Origin of the sequence: Pannonibacter sp. I15F10I1 (assembly GCF_900185665.1) — a bacterium.
Lineage (GTDB): Bacteria > Pseudomonadota > Alphaproteobacteria > Rhizobiales > Stappiaceae > Pannonibacter > Pannonibacter indicus.
Window position 1 is genome coordinate 26,112 of record NZ_FYAN01000018.1, and the last position, 20,935, is coordinate 47,046.

Sequence of the window (20,935 nt, forward strand, 5' to 3'; positions counted from 1 at the left end):
CTGATGGGCGACGAGCGCAACCTCGACACGATCCTCGGCATTCCGGTCAATATTCAGGTCGTGCTGGGTTCGGCCACAATGCTGGTCGCCAATCTGCTGAAGCTTGGCCGCGGTGCCGTCATTCCGCTCAACCACCGTGTCGGTGAGCCGGTTGATATCGTGGTCAACGGCCGCGTGGTTGCCCGTGGCGAAGTGGTCGTCGTCGAAGACGACAACTCCCGCTTCGGCGTTTCGCTGACCGAAATCATCAGCGCCCAGAACAGCCTGCTCGACGCCTGACACCAGCCCGTGCGGCGCATGAGCAATTTCAAGGCATGGCGCGCAAGCGTCTCAGATGCCTTGGCATGACTTAAGCTGCAGGAGAGACCGCGAAAATGAATGCGAGCACATCTGCCGAAAACCTCCTGCCGACGCGCACCCTGAAGGGCACGCAGAAGGTCGCGGCGCTTCTTCTGGCGCTTGGCAAGCCCAGTTCACGCCGGCTTCTGCAGCATTTCGATCAGGAAGAAATCCGCATGATCACGGTGGCTGCAGCCCAGCTCGGCACGGTGGCGGCGGAGGAGCTTGATCAGCTCGCGGAAGATTTCATCTCGCAGTTCTCTTCTGGCACAACGCTTTACGGCACGCCGAACGAGGTGGAAAAGATGCTGGAGGGTGTGCTGCCGGAGGAGCAGCTCTCCGACATCATGTCCGACGTGCTGGGCAATTCGAACCGCTCGATCTGGGACAGGATTGCCACCGTTTCGGAGACCGTGCTCGCCAACTATCTGATGAAGGAACACCCCCAGACGGCGGCCCTGATCCTGTCGAAGATCAGGCCGGCTGCCGCTGCAAAGGTGCTGAGCCAGCTGCCGCCGGATCTGCGCAACCAGCTCATGCGCAGAATGCTGTCGATCAAGGCCATCGTCCAGGAGATCATGCGCGACGTGGAAAAGACGCTGCATGAAGACTTCATGCTCAATCTTTCGGGCACGATGGAAGCCGATTCCTATGCGCGCATGGCGGACATCCTCAACAAGATGGACCGCGACCACATGGAAGATGCCTTGTCGAGCCTGACGGATGCACGGCCGAAGTCGGCGGAACTGCTGAAGGGACTGCTCTTCACCTTCGACGACATCATCAACCTGAACGCCCGCACGCGCATGGCCATCTTCGACCAGATCCCGACGGACCGGATTGTGCTGGCGCTGAAGGGAACCGACCGCGCCTTCCGCGAGGTTATCCTGTCTTCGATGACATCGCGCACGCGCAAGATCGTCGAACACGAACTGGCCGGCGGCGAACCGGCCGGACAGCGCGAAGTGCTTCAGGCGCGCTCGTCCATCACGGATCTTGCCCTGGAGATGGCTGGCCGCGGAGAGATCGACCTCAATCCGAAGCAGGAAGACAGCGCCGTCTTCCGGTAAGCCCGGCGCACACTCCCCGGCAGAAGCCGGGGCAATGGCCCCCTGCCGCATGGCGGGGCAGAAGACTGGCTAACCGGTGGACGCGTAAATGTCAGATCAGGACGACAAGGACTCTAAAACAGAGGAACCGACAGAGAAGAAAATCAGGGATGCGATCGACAAGGGAAACATACCTGTTTCCAAGGAGGCCTCGATCCTCTCCGCCTTTCTGGCTGTTTTGCTGATTGGAAGCTTCGTCATTTCACCGGGTGTCCAGCGCCTCAGCGGCGGGCTCTCGGGTTTCATCGACAATGCGGGGGGATACAGCATTGGAAATGGATCGGATGCAATCCAGCTCACCCATGCCCTCAGCCTGGATCTGGGGCTGTTCCTCGCGCCCATCGTGGCGATGCTCATGGTTGCTGGCCTTGCGGCATCGTTCTTCCAGAACACGCCGAAGGTGGTCTTCACCCGCATCAAGCCGGAGCTGTCGCGCCTTTCGCTCGCCAAGGGCTGGAGCCGCCTCTTCGGCATGCAGGGGCTTGTCGAATTCGGCAAGTCGGTTTTCAAGTTCTCAGCCATCAGCCTGGTCGCGTTCCTGCTGCTGCGCTCGAACGCCAATGCGCTGGTGAATGCCATGTTCACCGACCCGTCCGCTCTGCCGGAAACCGTTCTTCACCTGTCGATGAAGCTGCTTTCGGGCATCTGTATCGCAACGATTCTCCTTGTGGCCCTCGATCTTCTGTGGGCCCGCATGCACTGGCGGAAGAACCTGCGCATGAGCAAGCAGGAGCTGAAGGACGAATACAAGCAGGCCGAAGGCGATCCGCTGGTGAAGGCCCGCCAGCGCTCGCTTGCCCGCGACAGGGCACGCAACCGCATGATGGCGGCCGTGCCGAAGGCGACACTTGTGATCGCCAATCCGACTCACTTCGCCGTGGCCTTGCGCTACGAGCGCGATGAAACAGCCGCTCCGATTGTGGTGGCCAAGGGGCAAGACCTGATCGCGCTCAAGATCCGGCAAATCGCAGAGGAAAACAACATTCCCGTCGTAGAGAACCGCGAGCTGGCCCGTTCACTTTATGCGAGTACCGAATTGGAAAGAATGATTCCGCCGCAATTCTATAGAATGGTTGCGGAAATCATCTGTTACGTGTATTCGCGCAAGACAGTGAAGGTCGTGTGATGCACGAGAGTTTTGAGGGCTTCAACATGAGCATGGGATCCTTCAGCCAGATGCCGCGGATTCCGGGCTCGGTGCGCTTGCGGGAAGAAGCTCTTGCACAGGCCGTTTCTGACGTTGCCGAAGAGCTGCGCCTGATTGACGTCACCGACTTCATCGCCTTTGTGCGTACGGAGAAGCACGCCAATATCTCTGATCTTGTGAAGTCCTCGACCGAACTCTTCTTCAAGAACGAGACGCTGCGCTACGGCCTCGGCGCCCATGTCGAGGCCGATTGGGACACGACGCCCGATGTCCGGCTGGACCTTGAATTCCGCAACAACGGGGTCTGGATCTATTTCAGCCTGACGCTGAACGCGCGCGGATCGAGCGTCGAGATCCACCACATCGAATTTGCCGACCCGTCGGAAGATCCGGAAGAGAACACCCGGCGTCTCATCGAGGCGCTGGCGGATGCACGCCTGAAGCCGCTGCCTCAATAGGGCCGGCAGACACGGTGCGGAAGCATCGCGCTCTGTGCTTGCTCAGGCGCTCCGCGGACCGCCCATGATCAGCGCGCTGCCGGCCAGGATGACAATCGCCCCGGCAATATCCCACCGGTCGGGCCGCGCCGCCTCCACAAGCCAGAGCCACAGGATCGAACTCACCACATAGATCCCGCCATAAGCGGCAAAGGTTCGGCCGGCGGCCGGACTGTCCACCCGTGCCAGCAGGAAAGCAAAGAAGGCCAGCGCCAGCGCGCCCGGCAGCAGCCACCAGACGGATTTGTCAAGCCGCCACCAGGCCCAGACGGCAAAGCATCCGGCGATTTCGGCCAGGGCGGCACCAAGGAAAAGAAGGGCTGTCTGCATCTGATATCCGGCGGGTTGTGCGTCAGGATAGATGATATCAGCCCATGCGGCGCTTGAGAAATTTCAAGGCGTGATGCGTCAGCATCTCCAAAGGTCCGGCATCGCCAGCAGCTTCGGCAGATCCCTCGCCGGGTCTGCCGGCGCAAGGAGCAGTGCAGCAATGCAGGTGTTTCAGAAGAAAGGGCAAGGGCCCGGAAAATACGCCTTGCAGATGCCGCGAGGCTTGAGCAGCCCAGACCTCGTCCTCAATGCGACAGGACGTCGGACTTCGTGAAGTAATTGAACTCTTCCACCAGGATCTCCTGCACGAGCTTGTTGCCAAGCCGTGTGTTCACCGCATCCCGGACCCTGGTCTTGAGGCCTTCGATATCATAGCGCTCAAGCCTGCGGAAATTCAGCTTCTCATCGGTGTAGAGAAGACGGAAGGCCTCATCGATGATGAAGGGCTGCGGTTTCACCGGGCTCTTGCGCAATGCATCGCCATCGGCTGTGAACACAAGCTGCACCACCACATATCCCTGCAGCGCGCCATTCTCGATGATGGGCACGTTGATGGCCCGCAGCTGCTCGTAGTCAATACCGACCATGAGGCGCTCGTCTCTCGCTGCCCCGTTGCCGTCCTGGGTCATCCAGTAGACAGCGGCATAGGAGGCGCCAAGCGTCGTCAGGCAAACCCACAGGCCGGCAAAGAGGAGCCGCATCATGGGCGGACCCTCGCGTGATCCAGGGAGTAGGTGCCGTCAGAATCCGCTTCGAGCATCGCCTGGGAAATCATCCCGGCAATCTCGCGAACCGCATCCAGATGCAGCGAAAGCACCTGCATGTTGGCTTCCAGCGCCGCACGCAGACGTCTCAATTCCGTCGCGACGGCCACGTCACGCGCACCATCACCGCCAGGCGCAAGCAGTGTCCGGCTGGCGCGGGCGAGCTCCAGCAGAGCCTGGCTCTTGCGGAACTCAAAGGCGCGAAGATCTGCCGTGCCCTGTTCGCGCAAGGCTTCCGTTTCGGCCTCAACCACCGTATGCGCCTTGATGATGGCCATGATCAATGTGTCATTCACATAGACCGGCAGCGGTTCAGGCGAAGTAATCTCAGCGTTTTCCTCATCAGACATGTCAGGCTGCAGCTCCATCAGGCGGTTTCCCGCTTGCCGAGGGTCTTGGCGATAAGCTCCGCGATACCGATGCCGCCGCGTGCGGCCATCTGATTGCCGATCTGCTCAGCCAGCATGGATTTCCAGATGCCTCCGGCCGTGCCGGAGCCAAATACACTTTCCGCGTCTTCAGGCAGAATTCCCTCCACCATCTGCTGCATCATCAGCGCCTCAAACTTCTGGGCCGGCGACAGCGCACGCGTGTTCAGGGCCGTGTCGTTCAGCATCGCCACGCGCGCTGAACCGGTGGAGCCGATGGCAGGCGTAAAGCCGTCGACGGGCCACTGCGAATTATCCAGCCCGCGCCCGCCCGAAAGGCCGGCGGCCGCCATGGCATCCTCGAACAGGCCGCTGTCACCAGACGCGGCATAGCCAAGGCTCTCAAGCTTGGCGGCCGCGGCCCGGATCTGCTGCGGATCCGCGGCACGGGCGACATCGAGGACGATGTCGGAAATGGGAGAAATCGCCATGGCAAAGGTCCTCGTTACGCCTTCATTGCCTTGGAGACTAGGTCGTCCAGCTTGTGGGAGGCTTGCGTTGCGCCGCCCACATGACGCTCCAGAATCTCGGCGAGGCTCAGGTGCTCGTCCGTCTGGCGTTCAAGCTTGGCCACGGTTTCAAGGCGCCGCTCGGTGACCTTCAGCATCCGGCCCTGGCGAGCCATTTCCGTTTCAACCTTCTCCCGGGCAGCAGTAAGCTGCGCCTGCTCCTCGGCGATGGTCTTCAGGCGCTGCGAGGCATTGCGGATGAAACGGTCGTGCATGGCGAGGTCGCCCTCGGACAGGGCGCGCAGCACGCGGTCCTGCTTTTCGGCAAGCTGCTCGTCCTGACGGTCGAGATTGACCAGCATCCAGGCTGACAATTGATGGATCTGGCGCTGCAGCTTGAGAATGCGCCCGATTTCCTTGCTGTTCTTCGACATTGTTGCCTCAACCGAATCTGAGCCAGGTGGCATAGCCGTCCAGAAAAAGCGTGATCGCCTCACCCAGGATGACAAAGAGAAAGTACATGCCGCCCGCAATGAGGAACGGGGTGGCAATGAAGTAGACCGGGATCTGCGGCGTCAGCTTGTTCAGAAGCCCGAGGGCAAAGTTGATGACGACGGCGTAGATCACGAAAGGGCTGCCGATGCGCAGGGCAAGCCAGAATGCCTCGGACAGCCGGTCGGTCAGCTGTGCCAGCCCGGCCGCCGGGTCGATGGGGGTACCGGCCGGCAGGGCGTTGTAACTTTGCGCCAGCGCCCGGAAGAGTTCCCAGTGCTGGTTGGTGATGAAGATCATCGCGGTGGCTGTCAGCGTCATCAGGCTGGCCAGCGGCGGCAGGGACTCGTTGCCCTCGATGGCCATGCCCGGCATGTTCGACAGGCCGATGGACATGGCAATGAAGGTGCCGATCATCTCCAGCCCGGCGATGAAGCAGCGCCCCATGATGCCGATCAGCAGCCCCGTGAACAGCTCGCTCAGGATGAAGCGCCCCACCGTCTCGAGATCTGCGGCCGGCATCGCCGCCTGAATCACGGGAACCAGCATGGGCGCAAGCGCCAGCGAAGCCGAGATCGCCACGAAGAGCCGCACCTTCACCGGCACGCGGTCGCTGCCGAAGCCCGGTATGACCATGAGGCAGGCGCCGATCCGGCAGAACAGCATGAAGGCTGCCAGAATCGCCTCGACGCCAAACTGGGACAAGACCGCCCCGGCCATGATCAGGACACGCTGCCAATAGTTTCCACATCCACCCCTCGCGCGATTTCAAGATGTGAGAGCACCGGCAGGGTCGGGAACATGCGTTCCACGATCATGCGCACATAGGGGCGGGCATCAGGTGCCGCGACAACGGCAAAGCGCTTGCCGCCGGCGACCAGCGCCTTGACGGTCTGGGACATCTGGGTACCAAAGTCCTCGACCAGCTGCGGCTCGATGTCGAACTCGATGACCTCGCCCTTGCTGTCGCGCTTCAGGCTCTGGTGGAACGCCAGGTCCCAGCGATTGCCAAGCCGCAGCACATGCAAGGGGCCGCCTTCGGCCAGATCACCGCAGATCTGCTGGGCGATCCGCATGCGCACATGCTCCACCACCTGCTCAGCGCGGCGCACATGCGGCACGATCTCCGCGACAGCTTCGAGGATCAGATGCAGGTTGCGGATCGAGACACGCTCCGACAGGAGCAGCTTCAGCACAGCCTGCAGGCCGGAGAAGGAGATATGCGAGGGGCAGATATCCTCGATCAGCTTGCGGTATTCCGGGTCCAGCCGGTCCAGCAGATTGCGCATGTCCTTGTAGGAGAGCAACTGCGGCAGGTTGTTGCGGATCACTTCCGAAAGATGCGTCAGGATCACCGTGTTGTTGTCGGCGGGCATGAAACCGTCGCGCTTCAGCTCGTCCTGATAGGCCATCGGCACCCAATAGGCCGGCATGCCGAAGGCAGGCTCCCGTGTCGGCTCGCCCAGCATCGGCAGTGGATGATCGTCACTGGCCATCACCAGAAGCTCGCCGACCTTCACCTCCTGCGCCGCCACCACCGTGCCGTGGATCTTGATCTGATAGCCTTTCGGCGGCAGCGTCAGGCTGTCGGAGACCCGGATATCGGGCACGACAAATCCATATTGCTCGGCGAACTTGCGGCGCATGCGTGCGACACGGCGCGCCAGCTCGCTGTGGCCAACCAGAAGCTGGGCGGCGACCTGCTTGCCGAGGCAAAGCTCGATTTCCGCCGTCTTGAGGGATTCCTTGACGGATTCCTTGCTCTCGCGCTGCGCCTTGGCTTCCTCCGCATCGGCCATGGCCTTGGCCATCTTGCGCTTCTCTTCCAGCTTGCGCGGGATCGTGTAGCCGATGAAGGCCATCAGGCCGCCGAGCAGGGCGAAGGGAATGGTCGGCAGCCCCGGCATCAGGGCCATCACGCCCATCAGCATCGCCCCGACGAACAGGGCACGCGGATAGGCACCCAGCTGCCCCAGCACCGCCTTTTCGGCCGTGCCGCGGGTGCCGCCCTTGGAGACCAGCAGACCGGCGGCCAGCGATACGATCAGGGCGGGGATCTGCGAGACGAGACCATCACCGACCGACAGCTTGACGAAGACATCCGCAGCGGTTGACAGATCCATGTTGTAGCGGGTGGTGCCGATGACAATGCCGCCCAGAATGTTCACGGCCGTGATGATGAGGCCGGCAATGGCATCACCGCGCACAAACTTGGATGCACCATCCATCGCACCGAAGAAGGAGCTTTCCTCTTCCAGTTCCCGGCGGCGCGCCTGGGCTTCCTTGTCATCGATAAGACCGGCGGAAAGATCCGCATCGATCGCCATCTGCTTGCCGGGGATCGCATCCAGCGTGAAACGCGCACCCACCTCGGCGATACGGGTCGCGCCCTTGGTGATCACGAGAAAGTTCACCGTGACCAGGATGGCAAAGACGATGAGACCGATCACGAAGTCGCCGCTCATGACGAATTGCGAGAAGCCATAGATCACATGGCCGGCAGCCGTCACACCCTGGTGCCCGTCCGACAGAATGACACGGGTCGTCGCGATGTTGAGCGCCAGGCGCAGCATCGTTGCGATCAGCAGGATCGTCGGAAAGGATGAGAAATCAAGCGGCTTCTGGATCCACAGGGAGACCATGAGGATCAGCACCGACAGGGCAATCGACAGGGCCAGCCCCGTGTCGATCATGAAGGCCGGGATCGGCAGGAAGAGAACGGCGAGGATCAGCGCGATGCCAATCGCAAAGCCGATATCGCGGCGGCTTTCCGGCTTATCCGGTCCGCTCGTTGATACGACTGTCTCGGACATACCCACTCCCGGTCACTGTATCGCTGGACCAACTGTGCCCGGTGAAGCTTGCGCGAACATGGAGCGCCGGGAAGCCGGCCGGCAGAGGCGCGCGTTTGGAAGGCTGGAGCTCTATTCCAGCTCATACCAAGGCGCTGAGATGCTGACGCATCACGCCTTGAAAAGGCTCAAACGCTGCACGGGCCTGGTATTACAGGCTCAGCGGCAGCCAGCATCAGAAGCCGGTCTCGATCCGGCCATAGACCAGTGCCGTGAGCGAATAGATCTGGGCCCCGATGAAAGGCCCGGCAATGACGATCATGGCAAGGATGGCGACGATCTTCGGAATGAAGGTCAGCGTCACTTCCTGCACCTGCGTCAGGGCCTGCATCAGGGCAATCGAGACGCCGACAACCATGGCCGGAATGATCGCCGGTGCGGATCCGGTGATGATCGTCCAGATCGCGGTCCGCACCAGGTCAAGGGCGTCAGCCTCGTTCATGATCAGGAGATCTTCACACCCGGGCCGAGCAGGATGCCCTTGCCATTGTCCAGGCCGAGAATGGTCCCGTCGGAGTAGACTTCCACCGACTTGACGATCCCTGTCGTGCCGGCGGCATCAGTCACCGTGCGGCCGATGAGGTCATTGACCTGACCGAAGGACATGTTCGCCAGCATGGTTTCCAGCTTCGTGTTCATCTTGATGGACTGCTCCACCTGCGAGAAGCTGGCAAGCTGCGCCAGCTGCTGGGTGCTGTCCACCGGCTCGGTCGGATCCTGGTTCTTCATCTGCGCCATCATCAGCTGCAGGAAGGCATTGTAGTCCAGCATCAACTGGTCCCGTGCCGCAGTGCTGGCAGACTGGGATTGGGCTGCGCCGGTACCACCGACGCCCGAAACTGTCGTCATCTTCGCCTCCTAGGCTGCTACAAAGCCGGCGGCTGCCGGTTCTTCCGGGAGACTGCCCGACATGATGGACGCCTCTACCGGATAGAGATTCCTGATGGTCTTGAGGGCATCGAACAGCCGTCCTTCTCCCATCAGCTCATCGACTTGCCCAAGACCCGAGACAATGTCCGGATTTGTGAAGGTCCTGCGGGTGGACGCCAGCAGCATGTTTGCCAGATCCCGCGCCTGCGGCGCGCTGGCCGGGTCCATGAGCATGGACTGCAGCACGAAATAGAGCTGGCGCAGCGGCGTCGTTGTCTCATGCGCCTGCAGAACGTGATTTTCCAGCAGGAAGACGCAATTGTTGAGCAGCTCGACCGATGTCTTCCGGTCGACGCGGATTACCGCACCATTGATGTAGAGCCGTTCACCGGCTTTCAGGGCAATGTGCATGGCAGTCACCCCCTCAGGCTGTCACGGATGATCCCGTTGATCTCGATAATGGCGTCGAAGCTTTCCGTCTCGTACCGGCGAAGGCGCTCCAGCTCCTTGAGCACCCAGATGCCGATGGAGATCAGGTCAGCGCGGATTTCCACCGGCAGGTCATTGCTGTTCTCGGACAGGCTCTCCAGCAGGAACGTCCAGACCCGGCGCGCGTTGAAAATCGCTTCGGCCGCCTCCCGGGACCGCACCCCCTTCTCACGCGCCAGCTCGAGCTGGCTGATGACGATCCCGAGCGCCTCACGCTCATCCTGACGCGGATCGTTTCCGAACTCATCCATCGTCTGGGCATAGGAGGACTTGTACATGGCACCTCTCTGGTGTTGGCTGCCGTCCGGCAGCGGGCCGCAAGCGGCCGCGCCGGTAAAATGGGTCACAGATAGTTGAGGATGCTCAGCTTCTGCATGCGGGCGCTGACCGCATAGGTGGTTTCAAGCTGGGTCAGCGCGGTGTTGAGCCGCACCGAAGTCTCTTCCGGATTGATGTTCTCAAGGTTCAGCACGCGTTTGTTGAGGACATCGGCCTGCATGTTCAACCGCTCGGACGAAGCGGTCACACGGGCTTCGACAAGACCCAGACCGCCTTTGATCTGCGTCACGCCAGAGACCGCACCGCCCAGAACCGAAATGGCCTTGTCGACAACCACCTGCAAAGTCACGGCGTTCAGGTTCGTTATGCCAAGTTCACCGATCATGGTGTAAGCGGCGGCAAGCTGGCGGAATGCCTTGTCATTGGCACTGACCGTGGTATCCGCAGTTTCACCGGTCGAAATGGCATTCTTCATCACGTCATCGGTCGCCGAAGACCAGGTATTGCCCCACTGCGGGTCATCAAACAGCGTCTGAAAAGCACCGTCGAGGAAGGTCTGCATGGCGGCTGCAGAAATCCCTGCCGCAGCAGGATCGGACTGGCTGAAGCCGAATTCGGCGAGAAAGACAGCGTCCAGCGCGGCTTTGTTGGCTGGTGCAGGATCTGAATAATAATCCGTGACCGGGACTTCGCCCGTGTTGATGCCGCCAAAGACATAGACCCCGCCCGGCTGGATGTTGAGGCGGGAGATCAGCAGTTTCAGATTGCCCTGACCCATATTCTGCGTGCCAATACTCGCGCCCCCGGCATCGCGCACGGCAATCAGCGTCTTGAGCATTTCCTGCCCGGAGTTCAGAATATCATCCAAGGCAGACTGAGTAACGCCGAGGCGCGAAGACAGCAGCGCGTTCGTATCGACAAGCCCCTTGAGCCGCTGAAACTCAGAGCGGACGGTTACCGCTTCTCCAGTCCGGCCACCCAGCTCAAGACCAATGTCGTAATGCCGCAGGGAGGACATTTCCTGTTTCAATCTGTCGACCAGTGTCGTCTGGCGCATCAGCTGGCTGCGGCTTGAATCAGCCATGGAGTAGGTCGAAATACGGGTCGTAGTCATGACTTACCTCACAGAGTCCAGCAGATCCTGAAGCATGCGGTCAACGGCGGTCATCAGTTTGGCCGCTGCGCCGTAGGCTCGTTCAATGTCGAGCATGAGCGCCATCTCTTCATCGAGATTGACGCCAGTGACGTTCGACAAGGCACTTGCCGAGCGGGATACGATGACCGACTGAAATTCGACATTCGCCGCTGCCGTCTTTCGCCCGGCCTCCAGCCAGCTCACCGAGGAACTGGCGAAGGTCTTGAGAGAAGACGTCGGATCCAGTCCGACCCCAGCATCAAAGACGCGGGAAGGATCGTTCATGGCGCTGACGAATTCGTTCAAACGTCCGGTGTAGCCTGCAAAACCAGCCGGATTGTAGACATAGTCGGCGCCGGCCATGCCGCCATCACGCAGCAAGTCAAGGCTTCCGCCCTGATCGGGATCAGCGGCCGCATTGATGCGGATGCTTCCAGCCAGCCCCGTAGTCAGAGTGCTCGTTGCCGGGACGGCAGGGCCACCAGACCAGGTAAAGAGACCAGCCTGCAGCGGACCGCCGCCACCGGTCTGGTCGCTTTCCGCGAAAGCTTCGACGAGGCCTCGGGCAATCTCGTCCAGCTGGTTCTGATAGGTGACCGCCACATTGTCGCGCAGCTGGGTCAGTCCATGCAGGCGGCCAGTTGAAACCGGCATGATGGCCGAAGCGCCTGTCACCGGCACGCCATCAATGTAGACGGCATTTCCCACCGTGCCCGCCATGAAGGAAATTGTCGGCTCGAAGGAAACCTTGCGGGCGGACGTTTCAAACAGGGTCACGCCGCTGTCCGTATAGATCACGACGCCGCCATCCGATTGGGTCAGCGTGGAAATGCCGATCTCTTCCGACAGTGCCAGAAGGGCCTGGTCGCGGCTGTCCATGGCATCGGTGACATCTGCACCCGACGCATAGCCCTTGACGATCACAGAGTTGAGGGTCTGGATCTGACCGAGCAGATCGTTGATCCTGTTGATGGATGTACCAATCTCAGCGTCTGCATCCGCACGCACGCCCTGAACAAGACTTGTATAGTCGTTCAGGAGCTTTGCCGTATCCTTGGCAGCCGTCAGCATGGCCTGCGCCTGGATGGAATTGCCCGGCTCTGCAGCATAGTTCTGGATCGCCGTTTCCAGCTTGCCCAGCTGAGCGGCCGGAGAACGCAGGAGCTCGGTGTCACCCGTGGTGCCGGCCAGCTTGTCCAGCCCGTTGGCGATTGCATACTGCGACGTGGCGATGGACGTTGCTGCCGACAACGCCTTGTAAAGGCCGCTGTCAGTGGAGCGTGCGATGCCATCGACGCGAACGCCCCCACCGGTGCCGCCCGCAGAGATGACCGTGCTCAGCATGACCGACTTGCGGGTGAAGCCTGCCTGCTGGGCACCGGCGATATTGCGCGAGACGGCTGAGGTCTCGATTTGCCTTGCGCTCAGTGCAGACTGGGCAACCTTCAGGGCGACAGACAGGCTCATGGCAGAAGTTCCATTCTACGGCTAACCGTCAGCGAGCCAGATTCACAAGTTCTTCCAGCAGGTCAGACCCTGCCTTGAACACCTTGGAATTGGCCGTGAAGGCGCGCTGGGATTCGATCATCGACGTCAACTCGGTGGCGATGTCGACGTTGGAGTCTTCCTTGGCACCAACCTCGAGCTTGCCGAAGCCGTTCTCATCCGGGAAGCCGACACGGATTTCGCCGGAGTCGTTCGACGCCGTGTAGATGTTGCCCGACAAAACCGACAGCTTGTCCGGGCTCGGCACCGTAGCCAGCGGAATGCGATAGAGCGCGCGGCGGGTTCCGTCCCCGTAGACTGCGCTCAGAGTGCCGTCCGAGCTGAATTCCACCTTCTCCACCGCGCTGGGTGCATTGCCGTTCCGGTCGACCTCGGCAATGCTGAAGCCAGCCGCCACAGACGTAGAACCGGACAGATCAATATCGAAGGTGCCGCCGTTGGGAACGGCAACGTTGATGGCCGTGGGACTTGCCGCGTCGAGCTTGCCGGTTGTGCGGCTGTAAGTGAGTGTCTGGTTCGACAACGGGCCCGAAGTATAGGGGAAGCCGCCGCCGGCTGCCGCATCGGCCGAATTGAAGATGGTGACTTCCCAGGTGGAGTCGCCAGCTGTCTGCGCTGTCTTTGAATAGTAGACGTCCAGCTTGACCTCATTGCCAAGATTGTCAAAGACCACGAGCGAGGTCTTGGAGGTATAGGTCGAACCTGCAACGTTTGCGGACGGCAGATCGGCGGGCGCTACGATATCCGCGCCTTCCGGCACGTTCGTCCAGAGCTTGGCCGTGGTGGTCGGGGTTGCCACGAGCTGGTTCTGGGAAACGTTGATGCTTTCCAGTCCGCCGAGACCGTTGGCGACGATGCCGGGTTCTGCGCCATTGGCCACCGGATAACCCTGCAGCCGGTAACCGGCCGTGTTGACCAGGAAGCCTTCCTTGTCGACAACAAAGGCACCGGCACGGGTCAGGGACGGTGTGCCATCCTTGTCAGCAACGACGAAGAATCCATTGCCTTCGATCGCAAGATTGAGGCCCGAACTGGTGTAGCTGACCGGACCCTGGCTGGAGATGGAATAGACGGTGTTGGCTTTCACAGCGCCGGAGTTGTATTTGCCCGAGCCCTGCGACAGCACCATGGAGCTGAACTCGGTCGAAGCACGCTTGTAGCCCGTGGTGTTCGAATTCGCGATGTTGTCAGCAACAGTGCCAAGCTTGCTGGACTGCGCGTTCATACCGGACACGCCGGTGCGCATTACGCCGTAAAGACTCATGGAACGTCTCCCGTTTCCAACTCTCTCGGCTGCCATTCAACGGTGTTAATCTTGCGTGAGGCTGTTGCCGGACATCCTGCGGGAATTTCGTGCGGCGGGCCTCATCGGGACCGGGAAATGAAAAACCCGGGAACAGGTCCCGGGCTTCATCCCGTCCCGCAGCAAGGGCGGCTATTTGCAGAAGGCCTTTGCTTCTGGCGTCCATTTGCCAAATCCCGAGGCCACCATATTTGTGATGACCTTGCACACGTAGCGCTTCTGCGCCGGGTTGTTGTTGGGTCCGGCATGGTAGCGCGCAACAGCCATGGTCCAGGTGCCCTGGCGGGCATGCAGTTCATTCAGGAACCTTGCCGCGTAACGCACGTTGGCCTGCGGCTCCAGCATATGCGCGACGGAGCGGAACTGCTTGCCGTGATAGTGGTGATTGATCTGCATGCAGCCCACGTCGATGAGCTTCTTGCCTTGCGCCCGTGCCGCCGCCACCTCGCGCTCGGCCGCCTTCGCACTGTCGGGAAACCTGGCGGCCCCCTCGATGTTGAGCGCATAGGGCGAGAGCGAGTTCCGCCGGCCCGTTTCCGTCAGGCCGACGGCGTAGAGCACACCCAGAGGAATCTGATAGGCCTTTGCAGCTGCAGCCATTTCCCGCTCGCAGATGGCCTGCCCGGGAGCGGCCTGCGCCGGGGCGGCGAACTCGCCGCCCGCAAGAAGCTCAAAGATACAAAGCGCCGCTGCGGCCATCACCCGCCGTTGCATGCTGCTGACCCTCCGTGCCGTCGTTGCTATTGTCTGCCTGGGCGGATGAGGCGGAGTTGCCGCCCTGACCATCCTTGCCGCCGCCCATGGCGTCTCCGAACTGGCCCTGCGCCATGCCGCCCCGGCCATCGCCGCTGGCCTGGCCTTGCGTGCCTTGCCCTGCCTGTGCGCCTGTCACCTGAAAGGCCGGGCGGTCCTCACCGGCGGCCTGAATGGTGATGCTGTCCGCCTTGTGGCCGGTGGCACGCATCATCTGGTCCAGCAGCTGCCGGTCCTGCTTCAGAAGCTCTGCCGTGTCGGGATTGCTTGCCGTCATGACCACCTGCACGGTGTCGCCGGAAAGCTTCATCGTCACCTTCACCGTGCCCAGTTCCATCGGCTGCAGCTGGATCTCCAGCATCTTCACCGCAGGCGCATCCGGACGGACGCGGAAGACGGCCGCAGCTGCATCGCTGCGGGCCGTATCAGGCTGCGGCGGTGTGGTCAGCGCAGACGTGATCGCGGTTCCGATCTGTTGAGCCGGAGACAGGCGCAAGGACGGCGCAAAATGCGTCTCCTCACGTGTCACATTGACCTTGCCCATGCCTGCAGCAACCCGCAGCGCACCGGCATCATCCACCGGTTCTCCATTCACAGGACCATCCGGCCGGATCAGGCGCGAAATAAGGCCGGCATCATCCAGCCCGGCAAGATCCTCACTGGTGGGCATGACCGGGCCGGAGGGCATGGCCTGTTGTGCCTGAGGCTGGGACACTGGCTGCGGCTGACCCCGGGGCGTTCCTTGCGGCAGGCCGGGCTGCGGCGCCTGGGTCCAGGGGCCTGCAAGCTCCGCCGCCGCCCTCTGCGGGGCTACAGGTGGTTGGGCCTGCGCGGCAGACACGGGCATTTGTCCGGCAGCAGCGCCATCCGGCTGCGCCAGCGCAGCCATCAGCGAGGCAGCGCCGCCGGACTGAGCCGGACCCTCTTCGGTATCCGGCTGGACAGGCACTTCGAACAGGCCCGCCAGCAGATCCGGCACGGCGGTTTCGCCTTGCGTCTGAACCGGCGCCCCGGCTGTGGTGTCATCTGCAGGGGCGGGTGTCTGTTCGCCGCCCTTTTCCTGCCTACCGTCCTTGGGGGTCATCTTGCGCATGAGGTCGGAGAAGCCATTCCCGGCATCCTCCTGCGCTCCCGACTTGCCCGCAGCAGCTTGGGAAGCCACCGCCGGTGCTGCCGCTGTGGCTGCAATCATGGCCATGATCAGAACCTCCCCTTCTGTTTGCTCATCAGATCTTCCGTCTGTTTCAGCAGCCGCTCTGCCTGCCCCATCACCGGTTTGCTCCAGGAGGCCTCAGCCGGTGGAGGCAGAATGGCATAGGCTCCGAATTCACCGATCACACCGCGTGGCGGCTCGGGCCAGTGGCGCACGTGATTGAGAACGATGTAAGCCGCATCCATCAGATCCCGGTCCTGCGGAGTGAGGCTCTTGCGGTCGATCGACCAGAGCAGCTGACGCGTGCTGTGGATGTCTTCAGGGCGCAAGGACACTGCGGCCTGGTAGAGCTTCAGCTGGGTCTCGTCATAGGTGCCGGACATGGCCAGCGGCATGGCCCGTTCCGAGGCCCTGCGGGCAATCGTCAGATGCCCGCCGGCCACGGCACGGCGGGCCAGGCGCAGATAGAAACCGCGGCGCGTGTCTTCATCAAATTCCGCCAGCAGACTTTCCAGCAGGGCAAAGCGGTCGTCATTCTCGCTGAACCCAAGCGAGTCCAGCGCCAGTCCGAAGCGCCGGCGGAAGTCTCCCTCATAGATCGAACCACGGAAGCGGCGCAGATACCGGATGGAAAGCGACTGAAATCCCTCGATGTCGCCCAGCTTGCCGGCAACAAAGACCTCACGGCGCAATGCGGCCTCTTCAACCAGCGTGCCGGGCATGAGCAAACGGGCAATGGCAAGCAGACGCATCGCCTCTTTCGGATTGTCTGCCACTTCCAGAGCCGAACGCACCAGGGCAACCTGACCGCCCAGATTGGGCGCCATGTCCATGGGATCGTAACCGGACAGCAGGCGGCGGGCTTCTTCCGGCCGGCCATCCACATAGGCCAGCGCGCCGCGCATGAGGTCCTCCTCGACGGCAGGTGCTGCCTTCAGCGTCAAAAGCCTGCGGACGACATTGGGATGCCCGCCACTCAACAGATGAATGACGGCGGCTCGGGCATTGCGGGCATCTGCCCAGGTGGACGGCGGGGCTGCCAGAAACACCTCATTCATATGCTGCAGCAGGGCGCGCTGTGCCTGATGGGCCTGGGTGTTGCCCTGCGCCACCTGCCCCTGCAGCATCTGCAGGGTGCGCACCATTTCGTAAGGCGCACTCTCCTGAGGCAGGGCGGCAATGTCCTGCGCTGCAGCTTGTGTCCCTGCCGCATCATGAGCCAGCGCAAGGGGCAGAGCCAGAAGGAGGGTCAGTGCCGTGCTTCGCACAAGTGCAAGGCTGCGGCCCGACGGAAACAAGGCCGCCATCACACGCCCTCCTCCATCAGGAAGATCTCGATGCGCCTGTTTGCCGGCGCATAGGGATCATCCGCCTGCTTCAGCTCGCGGTCGGCATAGCCCTCCACGCGCTCGATGCGGCTCGCGTCGACACCGCCCCGCACCAGCATGTAGAGAGCCATGTGGGCGCGGGAGGTGGACAGACGCCAGTTGTCATTGTTGGCCGACCTGAAGGGCCGCGCGTCCGTGTGGCCGCGGATGATGATCTTGCCTGTACGGGACGACAGGACGGCACCGATCCGCTCCATCAGCTTCACGAGCTCCGGCCGCGGCTCAGCCGAGCCAACTGCGAACATGCCGAAGTTCTCCGCATCCGTCAGGCTGATCAGGACACCGCCGTCCTGCCTCGAGACTTCAATGCGGCTGGCCGTCTCTGCCAGCTGGCCATTGGCAGAAGCGGTAATCGCCTCGCGGATTTCGGAAGCGGCCGCTTCCGTGCGCGATACGGCCTGTTCTGCCTGCACCGTTTCGGGCGCTGCGGGTGCAGATGCATCAGCCACGGGGGCCTGCTGCGGCACTGCCGCCACCGCTACCGGTGCGGGCTCCGTCTCAGCGGCTGGCGCAACGCCCTCCTTCGGCTTGGGAACCGTGACCGCCGTCAAAGGGGCGTCAGGCTCGGTTTCGACGACCTGCGCGGCAGCTGTTCCCTGTGGCTGCGCCGGAGTCTCGCCTTCATCCCCGGAAGCCGGGGCTTCAAAGGCAACGGTGCCAATGGCCGTCTGACCTGTCACGGACGCCGCGGCTCCGCCTTCCTGCACCGATGTCTTGCGGCCGGGGAGAAACTGCCAGTACATCGGATCAAACGGGTCGCGGAACGCATCGCCGCCCTGGGCACCTTCCGTCTGCTGCTGCCCGATACCTTCGGTTTCAGGCGCCACACCGGCCTCCAGCTGATCCCCGAGCGTGCCGACCAGTTGATCCAGCACGGCATAGGGATCGCTGAAGAGCTGTGCCTCTGAGAGCGTGGGATTGAACTCTCCAGCACGGCGCCCTGCAACAAGGCCATCCCGCAACGGCATAGAGCCGGTCGCATCGGAGCCGTTTGCGGTGCCGGGGCTGCCGTCCGGATCCGGCGTGGTCTCCATCTGCGCATCAATCTTGGCAGGATTGGTCACATCGGGCCCCGGCACATCGGGATCATTCAGTCCCTTGCGGGTCTGGGTCGTGGAGGTCAGCTTCACGGGATTAAAATACTGGGCAACCCCCTTGCGAACGCTCTCGTCCGTGACGTTGATCAGCCACATGACGAGGAAGAAGGCCATCATCGCGGTCATGAAGTCCGCGAAGGCAATCTTCCAGACACCGCCCTTGACGGTATCCGTCTCAAGCGACGCGCGGCGGCGGACAATGATGATCTCGTTAGCCTGCAGACCTGCACTCATTCTTCGGTCTCCCGGATCGTCTTGAGGCGTCTCAGCCAGTCGGCCATCTGCGTCTCGATGATCGTGTCTCCAAGCACAGCCTGCAGTTCCGGCGTATCGCCCTGCTTGACAATGACAGAGCCTGCCAGCGGCCCAAGCTCCTGCATGACCCGGTCAAGGAGATCACGCGGACCACTGACCTCGAATGTGGCAGCGCTCCCCGTCAGCAATTCCTTGAGTGTCCCGGAGAAATGGCTGACCGCCTGCTCCCGGACGGCGTCCTTCAGGAACGGCAGAAGCACCTGCTCGACGGCATCAGACATGCGGGCCGACAGGCTGGCCACGGCATTGGCAATGCCATCGGAGAGTTGTCTTGCCTGCTCTTCTTCGAAAGCTTCACGCGCAGCAGCGGCCTCTGACCGGAGGGCGGTAACCTGAACCTCCAGATCCTCAGCCGCTGCAAGGCGCGCTTCCTCCCGCCCAGCCCGGACACCGCGCGCATATTCGGCGGCAAGCCGTTCTTCGAGGGTCGGCTCCGGCGCGCGTTCCACCGCCGGCATCACCTCAGCCATAATGACTTCGGCGCTGCTGAGATGCTGGAACACGGGACTGGAAAGCACCGGCAGGCGCGAGGCGATGGGTTTCGGGGTCATCAGGCGCGCTCCGCCTCATACATCCACTGCTTCAGGATGGCAGCGGATTGCTCCTCATTCAGCTCAAGCAGGGATTCCAGCTTCTTGATCGGCGACTGGTTGATCTTGTTCGTCAGGTCAGCCAGCAGCAGGGAGTGATCCGGTCCACCGAGTGCAGCCTGTCCGCCGAACTGTGCAGCCAGCGCCTCCGCAGAGCCATCCATGGTCATTTCGGCAATCTCGGCAGGCTTTTCTGTGCTCTGCGGGATCAGCACCGACAGAGCCGGACGCAGGCCGAACCAGATCAGCAGGCCGGCAACACCCAGGATCGCAACGGCATTGATGACATTACCCGACTGGCGGATGAGCAGTTCGGCGATTGACAGCGGCGGGGCGGCCTGCATGTCGCGCGCACCGGCGAAGAACTCGACCATCGACACCTTGATGGTATCCCCGCGGTTTGAGCTGACACCGGCGGAGGAGGCGACCAGTTCCTGGATCTCCTTCAGCTGATCATCAATCTGGTTCTGATCGGGACTGCCACCCAGCGCCTCGACAAGGCGCGCCCGGTCCACCAGAACGGCGATGGAGAGGCGCTCCACTTGGTAGCCCTCCTGCGAGGTCTCGATCACCTTGGTGGAAATCTCATAGTTGACCGTCTCTTCACGGCGCTGGTTTTCCTCACTGGAGCGCTCACCGCCGTTTGCCTGCACTTGCTCATCGGGGAGGTTCTGCTCCACCGTCGTCGGGGTCTGGGTGCTGGCGTTCTGCGAGGCCTCACTCTGGCGGATGCTGCGGGTGGAGCGCTCAACGCGGGAATCCGGATCAAAGATCGTCTCGGCCACGCGGCGCCGGTCGGTGTTGAGGGTCGCCGCCACACTGACCTGGAAATGGTCCAGCCCGAGGTAAGGAGTGAGGGTCTTGCGGATGCTCTCCTGAATGCGGGTGCTGATGGCGGTCTCGAGGCTGGCCATCTGGCCTGCGGAGGCATTCACAGGATCGGCGCCCGAGGCCAGCAGCGTGCCGGAGGTATCGAGGACCGTCACTTTGTCCGAGGTCAGCCCAGGAACGGCTGCAGCCACAAGGTGCCGGATGGCATCTGCCGTGCGCACATCGTCCCGGTTGTCCGCACGGATGACCACGGAGGCTGACGGCGGCTGCTGATCGCGGCGGAAGGAGCCTTTTTCCGGCATAACGATGTGGACGCGCGCGGCCCGCACGCCCTGCATCAGCTGAATGGTGCGGGCCAGTTCCCCTTCAATGGCGCGCAGGCGGGTGACGTCCTGCATGAAAGAGGTGAGGCCCAGCGACCCCAGATTATCGAACAGCTCATAGCCGGTGCCGGTGCCGCGGGGCAGGCCGCGCTCTGCCAGAAGCATGCGGGCGCGCGGTGCCGAGCTGGGTGTCACGAGGACTGAGGTTCCATCCGCGCTGACGTCGAAGAGGATACCGGCGTCCTGCAGGGCCTGACCCATGCGGCTCACGTCGTCCCCTTCAAGACCGGTATAAAGCGGCGTCATTTGCGGGCGGCTGAGATAGTAGGCCCCCAACCCCACCGTGACGACCGTGGCAATGCCGATGAGTGCAAGGGCAACGAGGCGTCTGACGCCCAGTTCCATGAGGTTTGCCCAGAGTTTTTCTGCATGTTCACGGCCCGGCATTCGACACCCCTGTGCTAGGTCGATGAGATCGTGCCCTGACTATCGCGGG

24 protein-coding genes are annotated in these 20,935 nt (G+C 62.1%); 4 read left to right on the forward strand and 20 right to left on the reverse strand.

The window, feature by feature from the left end; genetic code table 11:
* The first annotated feature begins 3 nt into the window (after positions 1-3).
* From fliN to IF10I1_RS12180, 4 genes are all read left to right on the forward strand, one after another.
* Positions 4-279 carry a flagellar motor switch protein FliN gene (gene fliN, locus IF10I1_RS12165; RefSeq protein ID WP_371328666.1) on the forward strand — a complete coding sequence of 92 codons (276 nt, stop codon included), beginning with the start codon at positions 4-6 and terminating at the stop codon, positions 277-279.
* A 95-nt stretch (positions 280-374) separates the two neighbouring features.
* Entirely contained in the window at positions 375-1,409 is a 1,035-nt protein-coding gene (locus IF10I1_RS12170) for a flagellar motor switch protein FliG (RefSeq protein ID WP_050474413.1), read from the forward strand.
* A gap of 88 nt (positions 1,410-1,497) precedes the next feature.
* Positions 1,498-2,574, forward strand: a complete 1,077-nt coding sequence (gene flhB, locus IF10I1_RS12175; RefSeq protein WP_122519162.1) for a flagellar biosynthesis protein FlhB — start codon at positions 1,498-1,500, stop codon at positions 2,572-2,574.
* A gap of 26 nt (positions 2,575-2,600) precedes the next feature.
* Positions 2,601-3,053 carry a hypothetical protein gene (locus tag IF10I1_RS12180; RefSeq protein WP_200901784.1) on the forward strand — a complete coding sequence of 151 codons (453 nt, stop codon included), beginning with the start codon at positions 2,601-2,603 and terminating at the stop codon, positions 3,051-3,053.
* 42 nt (positions 3,054-3,095) lie between these two features.
* Here the strand turns inward: IF10I1_RS12180 and IF10I1_RS12185 are convergent, their stop codons facing one another.
* The 20 genes from IF10I1_RS12185 to fliF form a co-directional block, all read right to left on the reverse strand.
* Positions 3,096-3,422 carry a YnfA family protein gene (locus IF10I1_RS12185; RefSeq protein WP_186392970.1) on the reverse strand — a complete coding sequence of 109 codons (327 nt, stop codon included), beginning with the start codon at positions 3,420-3,422 and terminating at the stop codon, positions 3,096-3,098.
* Positions 3,423-3,667: 245 nt separating this feature from the next.
* Entirely contained in the window at positions 3,668-4,126 is a 459-nt protein-coding gene (locus IF10I1_RS12190) for a hypothetical protein (RefSeq protein WP_050474411.1), read from the reverse strand.
* On the reverse strand, positions 4,123-4,536 hold the full coding sequence (locus tag IF10I1_RS12195) for a hypothetical protein (protein ID WP_152967583.1): 414 nt from the start codon (positions 4,534-4,536) through the stop codon (positions 4,123-4,125). The genes IF10I1_RS12190 and IF10I1_RS12195 overlap by 4 nt, the downstream gene beginning before the upstream one ends.
* A 17-nt stretch (positions 4,537-4,553) precedes the next feature.
* On the reverse strand, positions 4,554-5,045 hold the full coding sequence (locus IF10I1_RS12200; protein WP_050474409.1) for a rod-binding protein: 492 nt from the start codon (positions 5,043-5,045) through the stop codon (positions 4,554-4,556).
* 14 nt (positions 5,046-5,059) lie between these two features.
* Positions 5,060-5,497 carry a hypothetical protein gene (locus tag IF10I1_RS12205; RefSeq protein WP_050474408.1) on the reverse strand — a complete coding sequence of 146 codons (438 nt, stop codon included), beginning with the start codon at positions 5,495-5,497 and terminating at the stop codon, positions 5,060-5,062.
* A 7-nt stretch (positions 5,498-5,504) separates the two neighbouring features.
* Positions 5,505-6,260: a flagellar biosynthesis protein FliR gene (gene fliR, locus IF10I1_RS12210; RefSeq protein ID WP_208977656.1), complete on the reverse strand. Its 756-nt coding sequence runs from the start codon at positions 6,258-6,260 to the stop codon at positions 5,505-5,507.
* A 17-nt stretch (positions 6,261-6,277) separates the two neighbouring features.
* Positions 6,278-8,368, reverse strand: coding sequence for a flagellar biosynthesis protein FlhA (flhA, locus tag IF10I1_RS12215; protein WP_050474406.1), 2,091 nt, complete (start codon positions 8,366-8,368; stop codon positions 6,278-6,280).
* A 214-nt stretch (positions 8,369-8,582) separates the two neighbouring features.
* Entirely contained in the window at positions 8,583-8,849 is a 267-nt protein-coding gene (locus IF10I1_RS12220; RefSeq protein ID WP_050474405.1) for a flagellar biosynthetic protein FliQ, read from the reverse strand.
* 2 nt (positions 8,850-8,851) lie between these two features.
* Entirely contained in the window at positions 8,852-9,256 is a 405-nt protein-coding gene (gene flgD, locus IF10I1_RS12225; protein ID WP_050474404.1) for a flagellar hook assembly protein FlgD, read from the reverse strand.
* Between the two features lie 9 nt (positions 9,257-9,265).
* Entirely contained in the window at positions 9,266-9,688 is a 423-nt protein-coding gene (flbT, locus tag IF10I1_RS12230) for a flagellar biosynthesis repressor FlbT (RefSeq protein WP_050474403.1), read from the reverse strand.
* A gap of 5 nt (positions 9,689-9,693) precedes the next feature.
* On the reverse strand, positions 9,694-10,044 hold the full coding sequence (gene flaF / locus IF10I1_RS12235; protein WP_186392972.1) for a flagellar biosynthesis regulator FlaF: 351 nt from the start codon (positions 10,042-10,044) through the stop codon (positions 9,694-9,696).
* A 65-nt stretch (positions 10,045-10,109) separates the two neighbouring features.
* Positions 10,110-11,159: a flagellar hook-associated family protein gene (locus tag IF10I1_RS12240; RefSeq protein WP_186424518.1), complete on the reverse strand. Its 1,050-nt coding sequence runs from the start codon at positions 11,157-11,159 to the stop codon at positions 10,110-10,112.
* A gap of 3 nt (positions 11,160-11,162) precedes the next feature.
* Complete coding sequence (gene flgK, locus IF10I1_RS12245) at positions 11,163-12,647, reverse strand: flagellar hook-associated protein FlgK (RefSeq protein ID WP_186392974.1); 1,485 nt, start codon at positions 12,645-12,647, stop codon at positions 11,163-11,165.
* A gap of 28 nt (positions 12,648-12,675) precedes the next feature.
* Positions 12,676-13,950, reverse strand: coding sequence for a flagellar hook protein FlgE (locus tag IF10I1_RS12250; protein WP_186392975.1), 1,275 nt, complete (start codon positions 13,948-13,950; stop codon positions 12,676-12,678).
* A 171-nt stretch (positions 13,951-14,121) separates the two neighbouring features.
* Positions 14,122-14,703, reverse strand: a complete 582-nt coding sequence (locus IF10I1_RS12255) for a transglycosylase SLT domain-containing protein (protein ID WP_208977582.1) — start codon at positions 14,701-14,703, stop codon at positions 14,122-14,124.
* Positions 14,660-15,940: a flagellar hook-length control protein FliK gene (locus IF10I1_RS12260; RefSeq protein WP_186392976.1), complete on the reverse strand. Its 1,281-nt coding sequence runs from the start codon at positions 15,938-15,940 to the stop codon at positions 14,660-14,662. Before IF10I1_RS12260 ends, IF10I1_RS12255 begins: the two co-directional genes overlap by 44 nt.
* 2 nt (positions 15,941-15,942) lie before the next feature.
* Complete coding sequence (locus tag IF10I1_RS12265) at positions 15,943-17,202, reverse strand: hypothetical protein (RefSeq protein WP_058898119.1); 1,260 nt, start codon at positions 17,200-17,202, stop codon at positions 15,943-15,945.
* Positions 17,202-18,614, reverse strand: coding sequence for a MotB family protein (locus IF10I1_RS12270; RefSeq protein WP_186392977.1), 1,413 nt, complete (start codon positions 18,612-18,614; stop codon positions 17,202-17,204). The genes IF10I1_RS12265 and IF10I1_RS12270 overlap by 1 nt, the downstream gene beginning before the upstream one ends.
* Positions 18,611-19,246 carry a hypothetical protein gene (locus tag IF10I1_RS12275; RefSeq protein WP_050474394.1) on the reverse strand — a complete coding sequence of 212 codons (636 nt, stop codon included), beginning with the start codon at positions 19,244-19,246 and terminating at the stop codon, positions 18,611-18,613. Before IF10I1_RS12275 ends, IF10I1_RS12270 begins: the two co-directional genes overlap by 4 nt.
* Complete coding sequence (gene fliF, locus IF10I1_RS12280; RefSeq protein ID WP_186392978.1) at positions 19,246-20,886, reverse strand: flagellar basal-body MS-ring/collar protein FliF; 1,641 nt, start codon at positions 20,884-20,886, stop codon at positions 19,246-19,248. The genes IF10I1_RS12275 and fliF overlap by 1 nt, the downstream gene beginning before the upstream one ends.
* Between the last annotated feature and the right edge of the window lie 49 nt (positions 20,887-20,935).